14 protein-coding genes are annotated in these 16,944 nt (G+C 67.0%); 10 read left to right on the forward strand and 4 right to left on the reverse strand.

The features are described 5' to 3' along the window. Positions 1 to 26: 26 nt before the first annotated feature. A complete protein-coding gene (gene pepN / locus E5A73_RS11535; RefSeq protein WP_135963970.1) occupies positions 27 to 2,615 on the forward strand; it encodes an aminopeptidase N in 2,589 nt (862 codons plus the stop codon). A gap of 173 nt (positions 2,616 to 2,788) precedes the next feature. Here the strand turns inward: pepN and nadB are convergent, their stop codons facing one another. Beyond that, positions 2,789 to 4,378 (reverse strand): L-aspartate oxidase, encoded by a 1,590-nt coding sequence (gene nadB, locus E5A73_RS11540; RefSeq protein WP_135963971.1) that lies wholly within the window; start codon positions 4,376 to 4,378, stop codon positions 2,789 to 2,791. Positions 4,379 to 4,443: 65 nt separating this feature from the next. Between nadB and E5A73_RS11545 the strand changes: the two genes are divergently transcribed. Beyond that, positions 4,444 to 5,337, forward strand: a complete 894-nt coding sequence (locus E5A73_RS11545) for a CE1 family esterase (protein ID WP_135963972.1) — start codon at positions 4,444 to 4,446, stop codon at positions 5,335 to 5,337. 6 nt (positions 5,338 to 5,343) lie between these two features. Here E5A73_RS11545 and E5A73_RS11550 read toward each other — a convergent pair whose 3' ends face one another. Both E5A73_RS11550 and E5A73_RS11555 read right to left on the reverse strand, forming a co-directional pair. Continuing rightward, complete coding sequence (locus E5A73_RS11550) at positions 5,344 to 6,126, reverse strand: EAL domain-containing protein (protein ID WP_476712830.1); 783 nt, start codon at positions 6,124 to 6,126, stop codon at positions 5,344 to 5,346. A gap of 228 nt (positions 6,127 to 6,354) precedes the next feature. Beyond that, a complete protein-coding gene (locus E5A73_RS11555) occupies positions 6,355 to 7,275 on the reverse strand; it encodes an ABC transporter ATP-binding protein (RefSeq protein WP_135963973.1) in 921 nt (306 codons plus the stop codon). Positions 7,276 to 7,389: 114 nt separating this feature from the next. On the opposite strand from E5A73_RS11555, the gene E5A73_RS11560 reads away from it, so the two are divergent. The 5 genes from E5A73_RS11560 to E5A73_RS11580 all read left to right on the forward strand — a co-directional run bounded on the left by E5A73_RS11560 (position 7,390) and on the right by E5A73_RS11580 (position 13,255). Beyond that, complete coding sequence (locus tag E5A73_RS11560; protein WP_100283195.1) at positions 7,390 to 7,623, forward strand: zinc-finger domain-containing protein; 234 nt, start codon at positions 7,390 to 7,392, stop codon at positions 7,621 to 7,623. Between the two features lie 18 nt (positions 7,624 to 7,641). Further along, positions 7,642 to 9,066: a metalloprotease TldD gene (gene tldD / locus E5A73_RS11565; protein WP_135963974.1), complete on the forward strand. Its 1,425-nt coding sequence runs from the start codon at positions 7,642 to 7,644 to the stop codon at positions 9,064 to 9,066. Positions 9,067 to 9,407: 341 nt separating this feature from the next. Next, positions 9,408 to 10,529 (forward strand): site-specific DNA-methyltransferase, encoded by a 1,122-nt coding sequence (locus E5A73_RS11570; RefSeq protein WP_135963975.1) that lies wholly within the window; start codon positions 9,408 to 9,410, stop codon positions 10,527 to 10,529. 134 nt (positions 10,530 to 10,663) lie between these two features. Beyond that, positions 10,664 to 11,758, forward strand: a complete 1,095-nt coding sequence (folP, locus tag E5A73_RS11575) for a dihydropteroate synthase (protein WP_135963976.1) — start codon at positions 10,664 to 10,666, stop codon at positions 11,756 to 11,758. Positions 11,759 to 11,779: 21 nt separating this feature from the next. Further along, positions 11,780 to 13,255 (forward strand): glycosyltransferase family 39 protein, encoded by a 1,476-nt coding sequence (locus E5A73_RS11580; RefSeq protein ID WP_135963977.1) that lies wholly within the window; start codon positions 11,780 to 11,782, stop codon positions 13,253 to 13,255. A gap of 4 nt (positions 13,256 to 13,259) precedes the next feature. Here E5A73_RS11580 and E5A73_RS11585 read toward each other — a convergent pair whose 3' ends face one another. Continuing rightward, complete coding sequence (locus E5A73_RS11585) at positions 13,260 to 14,687, reverse strand: sigma-54-dependent transcriptional regulator (RefSeq protein WP_135963978.1); 1,428 nt, start codon at positions 14,685 to 14,687, stop codon at positions 13,260 to 13,262. Positions 14,688 to 14,848: 161 nt separating this feature from the next. Between E5A73_RS11585 and E5A73_RS11590 the strand changes: the two genes are divergently transcribed. The 3 genes from E5A73_RS11590 to E5A73_RS11600 all read left to right on the forward strand — a co-directional run bounded on the left by E5A73_RS11590 (position 14,849) and on the right by E5A73_RS11600 (position 16,926). Beyond that, positions 14,849 to 14,986, forward strand: a complete 138-nt coding sequence (locus E5A73_RS11590) for an aa3-type cytochrome c oxidase subunit IV (protein WP_135963979.1) — start codon at positions 14,849 to 14,851, stop codon at positions 14,984 to 14,986. A 1-nt stretch (position 14,987) separates the two neighbouring features. Further along, on the forward strand, positions 14,988 to 16,109 hold the full coding sequence (locus tag E5A73_RS11595; protein WP_135963980.1) for a Re/Si-specific NAD(P)(+) transhydrogenase subunit alpha: 1,122 nt from the start codon (positions 14,988 to 14,990) through the stop codon (positions 16,107 to 16,109). Positions 16,110 to 16,173: 64 nt separating this feature from the next. Then, positions 16,174 to 16,926: a hypothetical protein gene (locus E5A73_RS11600; protein WP_135963981.1), complete on the forward strand. Its 753-nt coding sequence runs from the start codon at positions 16,174 to 16,176 to the stop codon at positions 16,924 to 16,926. Positions 16,927 to 16,944 lie beyond the last annotated feature (18 nt).

Consider the following 16,944-nt stretch of genomic DNA (forward strand, 5'->3'; position numbering starts at 1 on the left):
GGGGCTGTTCCTATATCGCGAGCATGATGGCAGACGCTCAGACCGCAACCCAGGCGCCCAACGTGACGCGCCGCGAGGATTACCGCGAACCCGATTGGCGCGTTCCGGAGATCGCGCTCGATTTCGATCTCGATCCAGCGGCGACGCGGGTGCGCACGACCTTGTGGGTGGAGCGTAACGGCACGCACGACCGGCCGCTGCGGCTCGACGGCGACGGGCTGACCGCGCTCAACGTCAAGGTCGACGGTGCCGAAGCGACGGGCTGGCACATGGACGGGCCCAACCTCGTGGTGCCGCTCGCCGGCTCGGCGCACACGATCGAGACCGAAGTCGAGATCGCGCCCGAGCGCAACACGCAGCTCCAGGGGCTCTATGCCTCGTCGGGCATGCTGTGCACCCAGTGTGAGGCCGAGGGCTTCCGCCGCATCACTTTCTTCCCCGACCGGCCCGACGTGCTCAGCCGCTACAAAGTCAAGCTGACTGCCGACAAGACGCGCTTCCCGGTGCTGCTCGCCAATGGCGATCCGATCGCGCAGGGCGATCTCGAGGGCGGCAGGCATTGGGCCGAATGGCACGATCCGTTCCTCAAGCCGAGCTATCTGTTCGCTTTGGTGGCGGGTGACCTCGTCGCCAATCGCGGCAGCTTCACGACGATGTCGGGGCGCGACGTCCAGCTCGGCATCTGGGTGCGCGCGCCCGATCTCGCCAAGACCGATCACGCGCTCGCCGCGCTCAAGCTCAGCATGGCGTGGGACGAGAAGGTCTATGGCCGCGAATATGATCTCGACGTGTTCAACATCGTCGCGGTCGACGATTTCAACTTCGGCGCGATGGAGAATAAGGGGCTCAACGTCTTCAACAGCCGCTACATCCTGGCGGACCCCGACACCGCCACCGATTACGACTACGACGCGATCGCCGCGGTGGTCGCGCACGAATATTTCCACAATTGGTCGGGCAACCGAGTCACTTGCCGCGACTGGTTCCAGCTCTCGCTCAAGGAAGGCTTCACCGTCTTTCGCGACCAGAGCTTCTCGGCCGACCAGGGCAGCGCCGCGGTCAAAAGGATCGAGGACGTCCGGGGCTTGCGCGCCAGCCAGTTCCCCGAGGATTCGGGCCCGCTCGCGCATCCGGTGCGCCCCGACGAATATATCGAGATCTCGAACTTCTACACCGCGACGATCTACAACAAGGGCGCCGAAGTCATCCGGATGATGGCGACGATCCTCGGCCCTGACAAATTCCGCGCCGCGACCGATCTCTATTTCGATCGCTTCGACGGCACCGCCGCGACCTGCGAGGATTTCGTCCAGTGCATGGAGCAGGCGGGCGGCATGGACCTGACGCAGTTCCGCCGCTGGTACAGCCAGGCGGGCACCCCGCGCGTGTCGGCGACGCTCGCGCAGGAAGGCGGCCGCGCGCGGCTCAGCCTGCGCCAGCTCGTGCCCCCGACTCCGGGCCAGCCGGTCAAGGAGCCGATGGTGCTCCCGCTCAAGCTCAAATTGTTCGGCGGGTTCACCGGCCGGCCGATGTGCGACGAGCAACTGATCCTGCTCAAGGAAGACGCGCAGGAACTGGTGTTCGAAAATCTCTCCGAGACGCCGGTGCTGTCGATCAATCGCGGCTTCTCGGCGCCGATCGTGATCGAGACCAACCGCACCGCGAAGGACCTCGCCTTCCTCTCGGCGCACGACGACGATCCGTTCGCGCGCTACGAGGCGATGCAGCAATTGATGCTCGACACCTTGGTGACTTCGGTGACCAATGGCAGCGCCGATCATCAGCCGGTGATCGACGCGGTGCGCAACACGCTGACCGACTCCGCGCTCGATCGCGCTTTCGTCGCCGAAGCGGTGCTGCTGCCGTCGGACAGCTTCATCGGCGACCAGATGGCGCTGGTCGAGCCCGAGGCGATCTTCCGCGCGCGCGAGGCGCTGCGCCAGGATCTCGGCACGGCGCTCGAAGGCGAATGGCGCGCCGCCTATGAAGGCAGCCTCGCCAACCGCTTCGAATATTCGCCCTCGGCCAAGGGCGCGCGGCGGCTCAAGACGGTGTCGCTCGGCTATATCGCCGCGAGCGGCGCGGCGGATGCCGACGAACTGGCGTTCGAGCAATTCTCGCGTGCCGACAACATGACCGATCGGCAGGGCGGGCTGACGACTCTGGTCAACGGCGCCTCGCCGCTGCGCGAGGAGGCGCTCGAGGAATTCTACAAGCGCTATCAGGGCAATGGCCTGGTGCTCGACAAATGGTTCCAGGCGCAGGCGCTGTCGGCGCGCGAGGATACCGCCGAAATGGTCGAGCGGCTGTCCGCGCACCGCGATTTCACCTTGTCGAATCCCAATCGCGCGCGCTCGCTGATCGGCGCGTTCAGTGTCAACCAGCGCGCCTTCCACCATGTGTCGGGCCGCGGCTACCGCTTCGTCGCGGACCAGTTGATCGCGCTCGACAAGCTCAATCCGCAGACCGCCGCCAAGCTGATCCCGCCGCTGGGCCGCTGGAAGCGCTTCGACGCGGGCCGCGCCGCCAAGATGCGCTCCGAGCTCGAGCGGATCGTGGCGAGCCCGGGGCTGAGCAAGGACATGTTCGAGCAGGCGAGCAAGAGCCTGGATTGATTTGCGGCGACTGGCCGTTGTGTCTCAGCTGAGCGGACGCCCATTCCCGTCATCCCCGCGAAAGCGGGGATCCATCTCCTGCGATAGCCACGATGACGGCGGGTGGGTTTGGTGACAGGTCGGGAGATGGGCCCCCGCTTTCGCGGGGGTGACGGCCTGGAATATGGTCTCGCCTACGGAACCAGCACCGTATCCACCGCCACATCGAGCGTCTCGGGATAATCGAGCGTATAATGCAGCCCGCGGCTCTCCTTGCGGTGGAGCGCCGATCGGACGATCAAATCGGCGCTTTCGAGCAAGTTGCGCAATTCGATCAGATCGCCGGTGACGCGGAAATGGCCGTAATAGTCGTTCACTTCGCCGCGCAGCATCTGGATGCGGTGCGCGGCGCGCTCGAGCCGCTTGGTCGAGCGGACGATGCCGACATAATTCCACATGAAGCGGCGGATCTCGGTCCAGTTCTGCTTGATCACCACTTCCTCGTCGGAATCGGTGACTCGGCTCTCGTCCCATTGCCGGATCGGCGGCGGCGGGGCGAGATCGCCCCAATTAGCGGCGATGTGGTTGGCGACGGCTTCGCCGAACACGAAGCATTCGAGCAATGAATTGGAGGCGAGGCGATTGGCGCCGTGCAGCCCCGACTGGCTGACTTCGCCGGCGGCATAGAGGTTGGGCAAGTCGGTGCGCCCGTCGCGATCGACCACCACGCCGCCGCAAGTGTAATGCTGCGCGGGCACCACCGGGATCGGTTCGCGGGTCATGTCGATGTCGAGATCGAGCAGCCGGGCGTGGATCGTCGGGAAATGCTGCTTCACGAAATCCGCGCCCATATGGCTGATGTCGAGATGGACGTAATCGAGCCCGAGCCGCTTGATCTCGTGATCAATCGCGCGCGCCACCACGTCGCGCGGGGCGAGCTCCAGCCGCGAGTCGAAATCGGGCATGAAGCGATAGCCGGTGCCCGGGATCTTGAGCTGTCCGCCCTCGCCGCGCACCGCCTCGGTGATCAGGAAGTTCTTGACCTCGAGATTGTACAGGCAGGTCGGGTGGAACTGCATGAACTCCATGTTGGAGATGCGGCACCCCGCGCGCCACGCCATCGCGATGCCGTCGCCGGTCGCGCCCTTGGGCGCAGTCGAGAACAGATAGGTCCGCCCCGCGCCGCCGGTTGCGAGCACGGTCGCGTTGGCGGTGAACAGTTCGACACGGTTGGTCGCGCGGTTGAAGGCATAGACCCCCCAGACGCTGCCCGCGCCCGAATAACGCTGCTCGTGGCGGCTGGTGGCCAAGTCGATCACCACCATGTCGGGGACGAGGGTGATGTTGGGATTGGCGCGCGCCGCCTTGAGCAACGCCTCCTGCACCGCCCAGCCGGTGGCGTCGTCGACATGGACGATGCGGCGATGGCTGTGGCCGCCCTCGCGAGTCAGATGCAGCGAGCCCTTGTCGGTGTTGAACGGCACGCCGAGCTTGGCCAGCCGCTCGATCGCCGCGGGAGCGTTCTCGACCACCATCTCGACGGTGGCGCGGTCGTTGAGCCCGGCGCCGGCGACCATCGTGTCCTCGACATGGTTCTCGAAAGTGTCGCCGGGTTCGAGCACCGCGGCGATGCCGCCCTGCGCCCAGGCCGTCGAACCTTCGTTGAGCGCCCCCTTGGCGAGCACGGTGACCTTGAAGCGCGCGGCGAGGTTGAGCGCGGCGGTGAGCCCCGCTGCGCCCGAGCCGATGACGAGGATGTCGCTGGTGTGAGGATCGCCGGGCATGTCTCTTCCGCTGGTTCGGCCTCCGACTAGGCGCTAAGCCCGCCGCGATGCAAATGGAGAGAGATATGCGCCGCCAAAGCCTGGGTTTCGTCGGGCTGGCGCTCGCCCTGGTCTTCGCCCCCGCCGCCGGCGCCTGCACGCTCGGCGCGCCCGGCACCACCCAGCGCGTCGCGATTGGCGATACCGGGCGTTCGCTGCTCCTCCACGTGCCGGCGAAATCGCGGGGCAGTGCGCCGCTGGTCTTCGTCCTCCACGGCAGCGGCGGCGACGGCGCCGCGATCCTTGCCGGGTCGAAGCTCGAAGCGACCGCCGACCGCCACGGCTTCCTGCTCGCTGCGCCCGATGGCGGGATCGCCGCGGACAAGGGCTATGTCTGGAACATCCCGGGCGTGCCGACCGTCACCGGCAAGGTGCCCGGGCCGGAGGATGCCGACGACGTTGCGTTCCTTGGCAAGACGATCGACTGGCTCGTCGCGCAGGGCTGCGCCGATAACCGCCGCGTCTATGCCACCGGGCTGTCGGGCGGCGGACGGATGAGCTCGTGGCTAGGCTGCGTCGCCGCGGACCGCTTCGCCGCGATCGCGCCAGTGGTGGGCTTGCGTGCCGGCAACCCTTCGGCAGCCGATCCACGTTTCCCCGATCCCGCCACGTGCCGCCCGGCGCGCCCGATGCCGGTGATCGCCTTCGCCGGCGGCAAGGACACCACCAATCCGATCGAAGGCGGCGGCGCGCCGTACTGGCAATATCCCATGGGCAGGGCCGAAGCGCGCTGGGCCGACCTCGACGCCTGCCGCCGGCCGTTGCTGGAGCGCACGCTGGCGAGCGGCGTGATCGAGCGCGGCTATGGGGGCTGCGCGAACGGTGCGGAGGTGATCGCGCGGATCACGCCGGGGGCGGGGCACGAATGGGTCGCGGACAACGAGGCGATGTGGGCGTTCTTCGCTCGGCACCGCCGCTGAGCCCGTTCAGGCGGTGCGCCGTTCCTCGCCCAAATGGAGCGTCACGGGCGGAAGCATTTCGAATCCCGGCCGGGCGAAATAGAAGCCCTGGATGTAGCGCACGCCCATCGCCCGCAGCGCGTCGAGCTCGCCTGCGGTCTCGATCCCCTCGGCGATCACCGTCACGCCCAGCGCGGCGCACATCCTGACCACGCCCTCGACGATCATCCGCCGCGGCATGCTGGTGTCGAGCCCGCGGATCAATTCCATGTCGAGCTTGATGATGTCGGGCTGAAACCGCGCCAGCAGATTGAGCCCGGCATAGCCCGCCCCGAAATCGTCCAGCGCGGTTCCGAAGCCCATCTTCTGATAGGTCGCAATGATATTGGCGACATGGTCGGGGTCGGCCATCTCCTCATTCTCGGTGAATTCGAAGATCAGCCGGTCGGTCGGAAAGCCGGTCGCCTTGGCGGTCTTGAGCGTCAGCTGGATGCACGCGGCGGGCGAATAGACTGCATTGGGCAGGAAATTGATCGAGAGCCGTGCGCCGCTTTCGATCAGCCCGGCTTTGGCGGCGAGCTCGATCGCCTTGACGCGGCATTGCTGGTCGAACGCATAGCGATTGGCGTCGGACACGCGCGACAGCACGCTCGCCGCGGCCTCCCCCGCGGGGCCGCGGACCAGCGCCTCATAGGCGAACGGCGCGCCATGGACGATGTCGACGATCGGCTGGAACGCCATCGAGAATTCGAAATCGAGCCCGGCGCCGTCGCGGCACCCGGCGCACGGTGCGTTTGGAGCGTTCGTCATCCCGGGAGTATCGCAGCAAACTCTTAAAGAGCTCCTGCGCTCTTAATCCTTTGCGGCAGATGGCGGCCATCGCGCAATGCGCTCGGCATGCCCCCCTCCGTCATCCCCGCGAAAGCGGGGATCCATCTCCTGCCGAATCACCAAGCGCACCGGAGCACTCGGTTGCCAGCTTGGGAGATGGGCCCCCGCCTTCGCGGGGGTGACGGATGTGATGATGTCGCGCAGACCCTATCCGACGGCCCGGGTCAGGTTGAGGAACACGTCCTCCAGATCGGCCTCGCGAGTCGACACATCGACAATACCATAGCCGCCACTCTGCACCGCACCGAGCACTTCGCCCGCATTCGCCTGGTCCTTGCGGAACGTGATGACCAAAGTCCGCCCGGCCTTGAGTTCGATCTTCTGGAAGCAGACATTCTCGGGAAGCGCCGCCACGTCGCGGTCGACGGTGACTTCGACCACTTTCTCCTGCGCCATGCCGACCAGTTCGCGGGTCGGCTTGTTGGCGATCAACTTGCCGTGGTTGATGATCGCGATGCGGTCGCAGAGCTGCTCGGCTTCCTCGAGATAATGCGTGGTCAGCACCACCGTCACGCCGCGCGCATTGAGCGATTTGACATAGGCCCAGAGCTGCTGGCGCAGTTCGACATCGACGCCGGCGGTGGGCTCGTCGAGGATGATGATCGGCGGCGAATGGACCATCGCCTTGGCGACCATCAGCCGGCGCTTCATCCCCCCGGAGAGCGTGCGCGAATAGGCGTCGGCCTTGTCCTCGAGATGCACGGCGCGCAGCAGCGCCATTGGATCGCGCTGCGCCTTGGGAACGCCGTACAGCCCGGCCTGAATCTCGAGCGTCTCGCGTGGGGTGAAGAAGGGATCGAAGGTGATCTCCTGATTGACGATGCCGATGCTCGCTTTGGCGTTGCGCGGGTGCGCATCGACGTCGAAGCCCCAGATCGTCGCGCGGCCTTCGGTCTTGTTGACCAGCCCGGCGAGGATGTTGATCAAGGTCGACTTGCCGGCGCCGTTGGGGCCGAGCAGCCCGAATATCTGTCCGCGCGGCACTTCGAAGCTGACGCCGTCGAGCGCGCGCTTGCCGCCGGCGTAGGTCTTGCACAGATTGTCGATCTCGATCGCGGCCTGAGTCATGGGGCAGGCTCTAGGCCGTGGCGGCGCGCGCGCCAAGCGCCTAGCGTGGCACGGACTTCGCTCTCCCCGTTGGAAGCGATTGAAGGCATGCCCCCGCCTTGCTATCGGCGACTCATGACCGCGCCCTTGCCCGAGACGATCCGCACTTCCCACGCCCGCATCGCCTGCGACGGCAGCGGACCCGGCGTGCCCGCCGCATTGGGCCATCCGCGGGTGTTCCTGCAGATCGACGAGCATGGCTATGTCGATTGCGGCTATTGCGACCGCCGCTTCGTGCTGATCGGCGGACCCGCCGACGGCGCCGACCAGAGTCAATTGCCCGACCATCCGGCTGGCGCCAGCGTCTGACGCGCCTATATCGGAGGGATGCAGATACCCTCCGATCCCCGCGCCTATCTCTATCGCGAGCTCGACCCCGAAACCGCAACGCGGCTCACCGCCGAGGCGCTGGCGAACGCCGAGGACGGCGAGCTCTATCTCCAATACCGCAAGTCCGAGGCGTTCGGCTTCGACGACGGGCGGCTGAAGACCGCGAGCTTCGACACGCAATCGGGCTTCGGGCTGCGCGCGGTCTCTGGCGAGACCACGGCGTTCGCGCACGCCAACGAGATCAGCCCGGCGGCGATCCGGCGCGCGGCGGAGACGATGGCGCTGATCGAGCCGGGCAAGGCGGGCAAGGCACCGCCGCCGCAGGGCAATAACCGGCACCTCTATACCGACGGCGATCCGCTCGATCTGGTCGCGTTCGCCGACAAGGTGAATCTGTGCCAGACGATCGACGCCGCGGCGCGCGCCCGCGATCCCAGGGTGGTGCAGGTCTCGGTCGGGCTCACCGGATCGTGGGGGGTGGTTGAGATCGTCCGCCCCGACGGCTTCATCGCCACGGACGTCCGTCCGCTGGTCCGGCTCAACGTGTCGGTCGTCGTCGAGACCAATGGCCGCCGCGAGACCGGGAGCTTCGGCACCGGCGGGCGCACGCTCTACGACCGGCTGTTCGAGCCCGCGACCTGGAACCGCGCGATCGACGAGGCACTGGCCCAGGCGCTGGTCAATCTCGATGCCGAGGATGCGCCCGCGGGCGACATGACGGTGCTGTGCGGCCCCGGCTGGCCCGGGGTGCTGCTCCACGAAGCGATCGGCCACGGGCTCGAGGGCGATTTCAATCGCAAAGGCACCAGTGCCTTTGCGGGGCGGATCGGCGAGCGCGTCGCGGCGCCGGGCGTCACCGTGGTCGACGATGGCTCGCTCCACGATCGCCGCGGCTCGCTGTCGATCGATGACGAAGGCACGCCGACGCGCGAAACCGTGCTGATCGAGGACGGTATCCTAAAGGGCTATATGCAGGACCGCCTCAACGCCCGGCTGATGGGGGGCGAGCCGACCGGCAACGGCCGCCGCGAATCGTTCCAGCACGCGCCGATGCCACGGATGACCAACACCTTCATGAAGGCCGGCAACGATGATCCCGCCGAGCTGATGTCGCGCGTCAAGAAGGGCATCTATGCCAAAAGCTTCGGCGGCGGCCAGGTCGACATCGTCTCGGGCAAGTTCGTCTTCTCGTGCACCGAGGCGTACCGGATCGAGAACGGCAAGCTGGGGCGCCCGATCAAGGGCGCGACCCTGATCGGCGACGGCCCGTCGGTGCTGACTCGCGTCACCGGGATCGGCAATGATTTCGCGCTCGACGAAGGCGTCGGCATGTGCGGCAAGGGTGGACAGTCGGTCCCCGCCGGGGTCGGACAGCCGACCCTGCTGGTCGAGGGGCTGACCGTGGGCGGCACCGCGGCCTGAGGGCGGCGTCGAACTGTTCCCGTGCTCCTGCGGAAGCAGGAGCCCAGGGTTACAAAGTCCACGCTTGCCGCCCTGGGCTCCTGCTTCTGCAGGAGCACAAGGATGGATGCTCGAACCACATGGAGCCCGCGGCTAAAGTTGCGCGCTCTCCCGACCTGAGTCTTTTCGGCCACACCACCAGCGCTTGCGCCTGTGGATAACTTCTTGACTCAACATCTGGGCGGATGCCTGAATGTTCTGCGCCGTTAACGTTTTAGCAGCCATTTTCGTTAACCAATGTTTGCTTGACGACGGACTCCGCGACCCGCGAATACGGGGGTTCGGGCAAGGGAGTTGAGTGCATGGGGGTGTTGGAAAAGGTGAACGTGCGGGGCCGCACGGCTGTGGAGCCGGTGCTGCCGCTCGACACCATCCTGCGGGGCGATTGCATCGCGGCGATGAAGGCGCTGCCGGCCAAGTCGATCGACCTGATCTTCGCCGATCCGCCGTACAATCTCCAGCTCGGCGGCGACTTGAATCGCCCCGACGGCAGCCATGTCGACGCCGTCACCGACGAATGGGACAAGTTCGACAGCCTCGCCGCGTACGACAAATTCACTCGCGAATGGCTGGCCGAGGCGCGGCGCATCCTCAAGGACGACGGCTCGATCTGGGTGATCGGCAGCTATCACAACATCTTCAAGGTGGGTTCGGCGATCCAGGATCTCGGCTTCTGGATCCTCAACGACATCATCTGGCGCAAGGCCAATCCGATGCCCAATTTCAAGGGCACCCGCTTCACCAACGCGCACGAAACGCTGATCTGGGCGTCCAAGGGCGAGAAGGCGCGCTACACTTTCAACTATCGCAGCATGAAGACGCTCAACGACGAGCTCCAGATGCGCAGCGACTGGGAATTCCCGATCTGCGGCGGGCAGGAGCGGCTCAAGAAGGACGGCTACAAGGTCCATCCGACCCAGAAGCCCGAGGCTTTGCTCTACCGGATCCTGCTGGCGAGCACCAAGAAGGGCGATGTCGTGCTCGACCCGTTCTTCGGCACCGGCACCACCGGCGCGGTCGCCAAACGGCTCGGCCGGCGCTGGATCGGGATCGATCGCGAAGGCGTCTATGTCGATGCGGCGCAGGCGCGGATCGACGCGGCATTGCCGCTCGACGAATCGGCACTGACCACGATGCAGGCGCCCAAGGCGGCGCCGCGGGTGGCATTCGGGCAATTGGTCGAGAACGGCTATCTCGCGCCGGGCACTTTGCTGTTCGATTCGAAGCGGCGGCACCGCGCGGTGGTCGGCGCCGATGGTTCGCTCAAGTGCGGCGATGCCGCGGGCTCGATCCACAAGCTCGGCGCGACCTTGCAGAACGCGCCGTCGTGCAATGGCTGGACGTGGTGGCATTATGAGGACGAGGGCGCGCTCAAGCCGATCGATGCGCTCCGCCAGACCTGGCTGCTCGCCACGCAGCCCTGATCGGGCTTGCAATGTAGGATTTCGCTTGCTGTGCTCGCCTCGGGTCGAGTCGGGCGCCATACCGTTGATGCGGAACCCGAAAAACAGCGTCGTCAGTGTGACCCTGGTGTGACCTTCGCTACTTTTGAGGTGCCGTGCTCGATTTTCCCGCCACCGCCCGGCGCTATCTGCGTCCGGTTCAGTTCGCCGACACGCCGGTCGGGCGCGATGGCGCGGTGGCGCGGCTGGCGGGCGGACTGTGCTGGTTCTCCGCTTATGAGTTGATCGCGGTGCAGGACGGCCGGCGGATCGCGCAGCGAACCATTCCGGTCGCCGATCTGCCGCAGGACGAAGGACTGCAGAGCCTTGCGGCCCGCATCTCGGCACCGCGCGCACCACTGCAACTCGGCGCGCGGGTCGTGCGGCTCGATCAGCCGCAGGTGATGGGCATTCTCAACGTCACGCCGGACAGCTTCTCCGATGGCGGCCGCCATGTCGGCGATCCCGCCGGGGCGGCGCAGGTCGGAGTCGACATGACCGTGGCAGGCGCGGCCATCGTGGATGTCGGGGGCGAATCGACTCGGCCGGGCGCGGCGAGCGTGTGGGAAGGCGACGAGATTGCGCGCATCGCGCCGGTGATCGAGCGGCTGGCGCGCAGCGGCGCGGCGGTGTCGGTCGATACGCGCAAGGCCGCGGTAATGGAGGCGGCACTCGGCGCGGGCGCGAAACTGATCAACGACGTCTCGGCCCTGCTATACGACGATCGCGCGCTCGATGTCGCGGTGGCGGCCGGATGCCCGGTGGTGCTGATGCACTCGCCCGATCCCGCCAAGACCGGGCATGACGCCGGCAATTATGGCGATGTGGTGGTCGAGGTCTATGACTGGCTCGCGCGCCGCGTCGACGAAGCGGTGGCGCGCGGGATCGATCGGTCGCGCGTCCTGATCGATCCGGGCATCGGCTTCGGCAAGTCGCTGTCGGACAACCTCGCTTTGCTCAACGGCCTGGCGCTGTTCCATGGCATCGGCTGCGGATTGGTGCTGGGCGCCAGTCGCAAGCGGATGATCGGCGCGCTGGCCAACGAGGCGCCGGCCGAGGCGCGGCTCGGCGGCTCGCTCGCCGTGGCGCTCAAGGGCGCCGAATTGGGGGTCCAATTGCTCCGCGTCCACGACGTGTTCGAGACCGCGCAGGCGCTGCGTATCTGGCGCGGGCTGCGCGATGCCGCTTTGGTCGCGCGTCAGCCCGGCTAAAGTGCGGGTGGGGGACAGGCTTTGACGAATGGCGCGAGAGCGGATTGGAGCCGCGGCGATCTGCTCGTCGTTCCGATCCTGCTCGGCGCCGTCGCATTGCGCGTTGCCACCTCGGGCTATTCGCTATGGTTCGACGAGATCGCCGCAGTCACCCTGGCGCACCAGCCGCTCGAATTGCTGTGGAGCGGCTGGATGGCGCGCGAGGCCAACCCGCCGCTTTATTACACGTTGCTCAAGGGCTGGATGGCGCTGTTCGGCGATGGCGACACCGCAGTGCAGATGGTCTCCGTGACGATTGGAACCGCCGGCATCGCCGCCGCGTGGTGGCTCGCGCGGCGGATCGGTGGCAGCTGGGCCGGGCTTCTCGCGGCGGCGCTCTTCGCCACGTCGGCGGCGCATCTGGACTTCTCGCAGGAAGTCCGCGGCTATATCCTCGCCCAGACCGCTGCTCTGTTCGGATGCATCGCGATAAGGGCCTATCTCGAGCGTCCGCGCCTCGCGCCGCTGGCCGGCTATGCGCTCGCGGCATTGGTCGCGCTCTATGCGCACACCACGATGGTCGTGTTCGTCGCATTGGCGAATGTCGCAATGCTCTGGCTGCTGCGCCGCGATCCGAGGGCTTTGGCGCGGTGGCTCGCGGCGAACGCAGGGGTGGCCTTGCTGTGGAGCTGGTGGGGCTGGATCAGCCTTGGCCAGGCCGGCGCGGCTGCATCGACCTTCGGCTGGATTGCCCGGCCCGATCCCGGCGCCGCGCTCGAGATGACCGCGGTGATCTATCTCCCGCTCTATCTCGCCGCCGAGAAGATCGCCGTGGCGCCGCTGCTCGTTTTGGCGTGGCTGGGGGGACTGGGCTGGTTCGCCGTGCGCGATCGGCGTCCCATGGTGGTGCTGCTCGCGATCCTCGCGGTCGGCGCGCCGGTCGCGCTCTGGACGCTGAGCCAGAAGCTGCCGATCTTCCTGCCGCGAACCTTGTTTTGGGCAGCCGGGCCGATGCTCGTGCTGCTGGCGGTGGCGCTGGCGGGGCAGCGCGCGCGTCCGGTCCGGCTGGCGCTGATCGCCGTGATTCTCGCGCTGCAGGTCGGCGCGACGCTGCGCTGGCTTCCGATGCGGGAAAGCGAAGCGTGGCCGCAGGCGGTGGCGGCAATGGCGAAGGCCGATCCGCAGGCCGTCCTCCTGGTCGAGGGGGACGCGATGGGAGTTGCCGCGCGCCACTATGTCGACGCCGCCCGCGCGCGGCTGAGGCTGGTTATCGTGTCGCATCCCGCAGGCGGTTCCGATCGCTGGGCCGAGGGACTGGTCTCCGCGCCACGCATCGACGCGCACGCCGCCCGCGCGTTGCTGGTGCGGCGCGGGCATTTCTTCACGCTGAAGCGCGGCGATTATGATCCCGCGAGGCTGCTCGTGACCGTGGGGATCGAGCAGCCGCTCGGCGGCACGACCGAAGCGCGCCAGCCCGGGCTGAGCCTGTGGCGCGCGCGGCCGGTCGCCGCGCGCTGAGCCGTCAGGCAGCGCTCTGGTCGATGCCGAGCTCGCCGAGCTTGCGATAGAGCGTCGAGCGGCCGATGCCGAGCCGCCGCGCGACTTCAGTCATCCGCCCGCGATAATGGCCGATCGCGAGCCGGATGACGTCCGCCTCGATCTCGTCGAGCGCGCGCAGATTGCCGTCGGGGCGGAACAGGGTGACGCCGGCATTGCCCGAGCCATGCTGCGGCGGCGCGCTGCCGGCGGGGCGACCAGCGGCAAGCTGGGCGATCTGCGGAAAGTCGGCGCGGGTAAGCCCGTCGCCTTCGCAGAGTACCGCGGCGCGGAACAAGGCGTTCTGGAGCTGGCGGACATTGCCCGGCCAGTCATAGCTGCCGAGCAAGGCCAGCGCGTCGTCGGTGATGCCGATCTGGCGAAGCCCGGGCTGCTCGGCGATTCGCGCGAGCAGGTGGCGGGCGAGCGCCGGAATGTCGCCGGCGCGCTCGCGCAGCGCGGGGATCGTCACCTGGACGACGTTGAGCCGGTAATACAGGTCTTCGCGAAAGCGCCCCGCCTCGACTTCGGCGAGCAGGCTCTTGTTGGTCGCGGCGATCACTCGGACGTCGACTTCGCGCGGGTGGCGCGCGCCGAGCGGCTGGATTTCGCCGGTCTGCAGCACGCGGAGCAGTTTGACCTGGGCGTCGAGCGGCATCTCGCCGACTTCGTCGAGGAACAGCGTGCCGCCATCGGCATCCTGGAAGCGGCCGATCTTGCGCTCGAACGCGCCGGTGAACGCGCCCTTTTCGTGTCCGAACAGTTCCGATTCGACGAGATTGGCGGGGATCGCGCCGCAATTGACAGCGATCGCCGGCTTGCGGCTGCGCGGGCTCGCGGCGTGGATCGCTTCGGCGACGACTTCCTTGCCGACTCCGCTTTCGCCTTCGATCAGTACCGGGACGCGGGCGCGGGCGGCCTTGGCCGCGATGGCCAATGCGGCGCGGAATTGCGGCGCGCTGCCGACGATCTCGTCGAAGGCTAGGCTGACCGAGAGCTTTTCGGTGAGCGGACGGAGCTCGCCGGCAGTGAGGCCGCCGGCCGCCGCCTCCAGCGCGGCGAGGAGCCGCTCCGCGGCGATCGGCTTGACGAGGAAATCGGTCGCGCCGGCGCGCATCGCGCTGACCGCGGCGGCGGCCGAGCTGTTAGCAGTGAGCACGAGGATGGGCAGCTGCGGGCGCCGCTCGCGCAACGCGCCGATCAGCGCGGCGGCATCGGCGTCGGACGAAGCCTGGTCGAGGATGATCGCATCGAGCGCCATCCCGTCGGGGGTGCCGAGCGTCGCGATCGCGATTTCCGATTCGCCGGCGAAGATCGTGCGCCATCCGCGGCGCGCGGCGATGGCCGCGACGAGGCGGCGCTGCGCCGGCTCGTCGTCGATCAGCATCAGGAGGCGCTGCCCGTTGCGCGTCATCCGTCTGTTCCTAATGTCCCAATTCAGGTCGTATCCCATAATCGCCATGGGTAAAGGCGGGCTTAAGCCTGGGCGCCGCCGATGTTTTCTTGCCCGGGGTTGAGGCAGCGCGGTGCGGCGGGTAAGGTCCGGCAAACGTTGCACAGAGGGGATCCAGTCGCATGGCCGATACCGGCGAAAGCAGCACCGAAGTCCAGACCCATGCCGAGACCTATGGCGGGTTCACCCGGCTGATGCTGTGGGGCACGATCGCGTCGGCTGCAGTGGGCGCCTTCGTCGTCTTCATGATCGCCAGCTGACGTGAAGATCGCGGTGCTCAAAGAGACCGCCGCCGGCGAGCGGCGGGTCTCCGCGACTCCCGAGACCGTCAAGAAATTCATCGGGCTGGGGGCCACCGTCGCGGTCGAGGCGGGTGCGGGCGAGACGGCGTCGATCGCCGATCAGGGCTATGCCGATGCCGGCGCGACGGTCGGTGCGCGCGCGCAAGTGCTCGCCGATGCCGATATCGTGCTCGGCGTGCAGGGGCCCGATCCCGACCAGCTTGCCGGTTTGAAGCAGGGCGCGTGGATCGTCGCCGGGCTTAACCCGTTCGGTGAGCGCGCGCGAGTCGATCGTTATGCCGCGCTCGGCGCCGAGGCACTGGCGATGGAATTGATGCCGCGGATCACGCGCGCGCAGTCGATGGACATCCTGTCGTCGCAATCGAACCTGTCGGGCTACAAGGCCGTGCTCGACGCCGCTTCCGAATATGGCCGCGCCTTCCCGATGATGATGACTGCGGCGGGCACGGTGAGCGCCGCCAAGGTGTTCGTGATGGGAGTCGGCGTCGCCGGGCTGCAGGCGATCGCCACGGCACGGCGGCTGGGCGCGCAGGTCTCGGCCACCGACGTGCGCGCGGCGACCAGGGAGCAGATCCAGTCGCTCGGTGCGAAACCCATCTTCGTCGAGAACGTCCAGGGCATCGAAGGCGAAGGCAGCGGCGGCTACGCCACCGAGATGTCCGACGAATATAAGGCAGCACAGGCCGAACTCGTCTCTTCGCATATTGCGAAGCAGGACATCGTGATCACCACCGCGCTGATCCCGGGGCGGCCCGCACCGCGGCTGATCAGCGACGCACAGATCGCCAGCATGAAGCCGGGCAGCGTGATCGTCGACCTCGCGGTCGAGGCGGGCGGCAATGTCGAGGGCGCGGTAGCGGGCGAAGTGGTGACCGTCCACGGCGTCAAGATCGTCGGCCACCGCAACGTGCCCTCGCGGCTCGCGGCGGACACCTCGGCGCTGTTCGCGCGCAATTTGTTCAACTTCCTCTCTGCCTTTTGGGACAAGGAAACCGGCAGACCGGTGCTCGACGAGGAAATCGGCAACGCGGTGCGGCTGACCCAGGGCGGTAAGGTGGTCAACGACAGACTGAAGGGCTGAAAGCCGGCGACGCATGGGGGGAAGCATGTCAGATATGGCGGTGGGTAGAACGGAAAGGCCGGCCTTGGCGCAGGTCCTGGCTGCCGCGGCGATTCTCGCGACGCCTTCGATGGGGCATGCTCAGTCGCGCGATCTGCAAAGCCTTTGGATCGTTCAGCCGTCCTCTGCGCCCATGGGCGACCGGGCCTTGGCCAGCGGCGAGTTCGTGCTCAAGCAACGCCTGCTACCCACCGGCCTGGCCGAACTCGGTTCCGATATAGCTTTGGGCGGCGGTAAAGCGAAGCTGGTTTCCGGGACCCAGCTGATCGCGGCGGGGACCGAGGGCGCAAAGGTCTTCTGCATTGCCGAAGTCGCCAAGCAGAAGCTGATCGGCGCGTCGTTTCAGCCATGCCTGATCGATTCGGACAGGGATGGCGATTTCGATGGATGGTTCAGCGCGGTCAGCCAGACCAAGGGGCTGCTGACGCTCGCCGGGAAATATCCGAAGAAGCCCAAGCCGATCGCCGAGACCGCCTATCGTGAGGTTGCGCCGGAGACGATGCGCGACGAATATTTCGTAGCGATCGAACGCCGGAATTATTTCAACATCTACAGTCGCGAGAGCTTCATGATTGCCTTTGGTCGCGAAGGCCAGGTCGACCGGCTGACCGCGCCGATTTCATTCAAATCGACTGAGATGCCGCGTGAGCTCACCGTGATGGGTGCCAAATTCACTGCGATTGCCGAGCAGGAAGGCAAGATGCTGGTTCGCGTTTCGGCTGCGATGCCGCGACAGCCGTTCGGCGTGATGACCAGTACGACGTACAATTTTTATTGAGCCGCAACAGCGGGAAGG

The sequence above is a fragment of the Sphingomonas gei genome (genome assembly GCF_004792685.1).
Lineage (GTDB): Bacteria > Pseudomonadota > Alphaproteobacteria > Sphingomonadales > Sphingomonadaceae > Sphingomonas > Sphingomonas gei.

What these genes read in the sequence shown, in the direction of transcription:
- pepN (WP_135963970.1), top strand. Translation starts at nt 27, where the DNA reads ATGGCAGACGCTCAGACCGCAACCCAGGCGCCCAACGTGACGCGCCGC.
- nadB (WP_135963971.1), bottom strand. Translation starts at nt 4,378, where the DNA reads ATGCCCGGCGATCCTCACACCAGCGACATCCTCGTCATCGGCTCGGGC.
- E5A73_RS11545 (WP_135963972.1), top strand. Translation starts at nt 4,444, where the DNA reads ATGCGCCGCCAAAGCCTGGGTTTCGTCGGGCTGGCGCTCGCCCTGGTC.
- E5A73_RS11550 (WP_476712830.1), bottom strand. Translation starts at nt 6,126, where the DNA reads ATGACGAACGCTCCAAACGCACCGTGCGCCGGGTGCCGCGACGGCGCC.
- E5A73_RS11555 (WP_135963973.1), bottom strand. Translation starts at nt 7,275, where the DNA reads ATGACTCAGGCCGCGATCGAGATCGACAATCTGTGCAAGACCTACGCC.
- E5A73_RS11560 (WP_100283195.1), top strand. Translation starts at nt 7,390, where the DNA reads ATGACCGCGCCCTTGCCCGAGACGATCCGCACTTCCCACGCCCGCATC.
- tldD (WP_135963974.1), top strand. Translation starts at nt 7,642, where the DNA reads ATGCAGATACCCTCCGATCCCCGCGCCTATCTCTATCGCGAGCTCGAC.
- E5A73_RS11570 (WP_135963975.1), top strand. Translation starts at nt 9,408, where the DNA reads ATGGGGGTGTTGGAAAAGGTGAACGTGCGGGGCCGCACGGCTGTGGAG.
- E5A73_RS11585 (WP_135963978.1), bottom strand. Translation starts at nt 14,687, where the DNA reads ATGACGCGCAACGGGCAGCGCCTCCTGATGCTGATCGACGACGAGCCG.
- E5A73_RS11590 (WP_135963979.1), top strand. Translation starts at nt 14,849, where the DNA reads ATGGCCGATACCGGCGAAAGCAGCACCGAAGTCCAGACCCATGCCGAG.